The 3,193-nt window shown below is 66.6% G+C and carries 6 protein-coding genes; 2 read left to right on the top strand and 4 right to left on the bottom strand.

The features are described 5' to 3' along the window. Both AC2VOG_RS17140 and AC2VOG_RS17135 read left to right on the top strand, forming a co-directional pair. Nucleotides 1-401 (top strand): thiolase C-terminal domain-containing protein (locus tag AC2VOG_RS17140; protein WP_486941051.1); only part of this gene is annotated, 401 nt, incomplete at its 5' end. A 10-nt stretch (nucleotides 402-411) separates the two neighbouring features. Next, entirely contained in the window at nucleotides 412-642 is a 231-nt protein-coding gene (locus tag AC2VOG_RS17135) for a DUF167 domain-containing protein (RefSeq protein ID WP_486941050.1), read from the top strand. 19 nt (nucleotides 643-661) lie between these two features. On the opposite strand, the gene AC2VOG_RS17130 is transcribed toward AC2VOG_RS17135, so the two are convergent. From AC2VOG_RS17130 to AC2VOG_RS17115, 4 genes are read right to left on the bottom strand one after another with little or no spacing between them, the layout of a single operon-like run. After that, entirely contained in the window at nucleotides 662-1,327 is a 666-nt protein-coding gene (locus AC2VOG_RS17130) for a GntR family transcriptional regulator (protein WP_486941049.1), read from the bottom strand. A gap of 8 nt (nucleotides 1,328-1,335) precedes the next feature. Further along, complete coding sequence (prcA, locus tag AC2VOG_RS17125; RefSeq protein ID WP_486941048.1) at nucleotides 1,336-2,082, bottom strand: proteasome subunit alpha; 747 nt, start codon at nucleotides 2,080-2,082, stop codon at nucleotides 1,336-1,338. Next, nucleotides 2,079-2,966, bottom strand: coding sequence for a proteasome subunit beta (gene prcB / locus AC2VOG_RS17120; protein WP_486941047.1), 888 nt, complete (start codon nucleotides 2,964-2,966; stop codon nucleotides 2,079-2,081). The genes prcA and prcB overlap by 4 nt, the downstream gene beginning before the upstream one ends. Continuing rightward, complete coding sequence (locus AC2VOG_RS17115) at nucleotides 2,963-3,157, bottom strand: ubiquitin-like protein Pup (protein WP_486941052.1); 195 nt, start codon at nucleotides 3,155-3,157, stop codon at nucleotides 2,963-2,965. The genes prcB and AC2VOG_RS17115 overlap by 4 nt, the downstream gene beginning before the upstream one ends. Nucleotides 3,158-3,193 lie beyond the last annotated feature (36 nt).

The raw sequence follows: 3,193 nt of genomic DNA, 5'->3' as shown, positions 1-3,193 counted from the left end.
TGGCGGCCCCGGAGCGGGTGTTCAAGGACCAGATCCTGGACGCCGCCTACGCCGAGGCCGGGATCGGACCCGAGGACGTCAGCCTGGCCGAGGTCTATGACCTGTCGACCGCGCTGGAGATCGACTGGTACGAGCACCTGGGCCTGTGCGCCAAGGGCGAGGGCGAGCAGCTGCTGCGCAGCGGCGCCACCACCATCGGTGGCCGGGTGCCGGTGAACCCGTCCGGCGGGCTGGCCTGCTTCGGCGAGGCGATCCCGGCGCAGGCCATTGCCCAGGTGTGCGAGCTGACCTGGCAGCTGCGCGGTCAGGCCACCGGCCGGCAGGTCGAGGGCGCCACGGTGGGCGTCACCGCCAACCAGGGCCTGTTCGGGCACGGCTCGTCGGTGATCGTCGCCCGCTAGCCCTGGCACGATGACTGAAACCGTCGTCGTCAAAGTCAAGCCGGGCAGCCGCAAAGGCCCCCTGGTGGAGACCGACGACGATGGTCAACTGACCGTCTACGTACGCGAGCCGGCCGTGGACGGCAAAGCGAACGCCGCCGTCATCCGCGTTCTGGCAGAGCATTTCGGCGTGTCGCGCAGCCGTGTCGAACTGGCATCGGGTGCGGGAGCGCGAGTCAAGCGTTTCCGGATCGATCGGTAGGCGACCCGCGGTACCGGGTTCAGCCAGAACCTAACCTGTTCAGCACGCCACGCCTGGTCAACTCGGCGAGTACCACCTCGGCCTGCAGCTCCGCCCGGTCCATACAGGCCACCCGAGCGGCCTCCGGGTCGCGCTGATGGATCGCTGCGGCTTCCGCCTCAAAGCTGGGCAGAAACTCCTCGTGCTCGTTGGCATAGCTCTTCCAGAACCCACGCGGCATGAACACCCGTGAAGCACCGATCGCCGCCTGCAATGGCGGGCCGGCGTATTCCTCGACGATGATCCGGCGAAACTCGATGGCCGCGTCGTGGAACCCGGCCGGCGCCTTGTTGGCGCGCAGTTCCCGCACTGCCGCATCGAGTTCGGCGAGAACACGCGGCGTCGGGCTCACCGCCGCTCGCATCGAGGGAATCGCATTCAATGTCCCGTGCAATTCGTGCTGTTCGCGAACCACGGCCTCATCGAACCGGCTGACAAACACGCCACGGTGATAAACGCCGGCCAGCATCCCCGTTTGTTCGAGTTGGTCGATGCCCTGCTGAACTGGAAGCCGACTGACCCCTAGAGCGCCCGCGATCGCATCGCGGTTGATCCGGTCGCCGGTGCGCAGCTCTCCGGCAAGTACTAGGTCGACAATGTGATTGACAACCAGGTCCTTTTCCTTGACCCCGTATTTCTTGGGCATAGGCGGGCTTAGCCAGAAGCCTCGTCTGACGCCTCCCCCGACGAGCCAGCTTGCGGTAAAAGCGATTCCAGCGCGGCACGGCTGATCCGTCGAAACGCACGCTTGGGCCGGTTGGCATCCAAAATGGCGACCTCCAAGGTGCCCGGTCCCAGCTCGCGCGGTTCGGCACCGTTGCCGGAGTCGGTCTGTTTGAGCGCATTGACCGCGATGTGCAGTGCGTCGGCCAGCTCCGCGTTCTCGGCGTAGGACTCCTTGAGCGCGTTGGTGACCGGCTCGGTGGTGCCGCCCATCACCACGAAGTGCGGCTCATCGGTGATCGAGCCGTCGTAGGTAACCCTGTAGAGCTCAGGCGCTTTGGTCTGCCCCTGGTAGGCGACGCCGGCAACACACAACTCCACCTCATAGGGCTTGGCCTGGTCGGTGAAGATGGTGCCCAAAGTCTGGGCGTAGACGTTGGCCAACTGGCGTGCGGTGACGTCACGGCGGTCATAGGCGTAGCCGCGGGTGTCGGCGAACTGAATGCCGCCGCGGCGCAGGTTCTCGAACTCGTTGATCCGGCCGGCCGCCGCAAAACCCACTCGGTCGTAGAGTTCACTGATCTTCTGCAGCGAGCGAGAAGGATTTTCGGCGACGAACAGCACACCGTCGGCGTAGGCCAGGGCCACCACGCTGCGTCCGCGAGCGATGCCCTTGCGCGCGAGCTCGCTGCGCTCGCGCATCGCCTGCTCGGGCGAGATGAAGTACGGGAAGCTCATTTCTTACCCCGCTTGGTCTCCGGCGCCGAATCCCCGCCACGAGTTCGGCTCTCGACCACCACACGGGCCAGTTCGGCGATCCGTTCCTCGGCGATGTCGACAGCGCCGTCGGCGTCGATGGCGACCGCGGTCGGGTAGATGCCCCGCACCAGGTCCGGGCCGCCGGTGGCGGAGTCGTCGTCGGCGGCGTCATAGAGCGCCTCGATGGCGACTCGCAACGCGGTGTCGGCGTCGTTGATCTGGTTGTAGAGCTTCTTGATCGACGACTTGGCAAACAGCGAGCCCGAGCCCACCGCCTGATAGCCCTCGCTCTCGACGTTCCAGCCGCCGGCGGCGTCGAACGACACGATGCGCCCCGCGGTCTGCGGGTCGTCGGCGTCGATGTCATAGCCGGCCAACAACGGCAACGCCACCAGGCCCTGCATGGCGGCGCCCAGGTTGCCGCGCACCATGGTCGACAGCCGATTGACCTTGCCGGCGAACGTCAGCGGGACACCTTCGAGCTTCTCGTAGTGCTCCAGCTCCACCGCGTAGAGCCGGGCGAACTCGACGGCGATCGCCGCGGTGCCGGCGATGCCGGTCGCGGTGTACTCGTCGGTGACGTACACCTTCTGCACGTCGCGGCCGGCAATCATGTTGCCCTGCGTAGAGCGCCGGTCACCGGCGATCAGGACCCCGCCGGGGTACTTCAACGCGACGATGGTGGTGCCGTGCGGCAGTTGCTCACCGGCCCCGCCGGACTGCGCGGCACCCGCGCCGGTCGGCAGCAGCTCCGGTGCCTGCAACCGCAGGAACTCCGAAAACGACGACAGGCCTACGCCGGTGAGCGCGATTCCTGGGTTTGCTGAGTTGAGGGGCAGACGATCACGCGACAACCAGGTCACTGGCCGCCCTTTTGGACGTACGCGCGCACAAAGTCCTCGGCGTTCTCTTCCAGCACGTCGTCGATCTCGTCAAGCAGGTCATCGGTGTCCTCGGTGAGCTTCTCCCGGCGTTCCTGGCCCGCCGCAGTGTTGCCGGTGAGATCGTCGTCGTCTCCGCCGCCCCCGCCGCGCTTGGTCTGCTCCTGAGCCATTGCTGCCTCCTGAATCTCATCGGCCGCGCATGACCG

It is taken from the genome of Mycobacterium sp. TH-M11, assembly GCF_057473725.1.
Note: the sequence above shows the minus strand (reverse complement) of the source record. Positions and strands in the feature narration are given on the sequence as shown.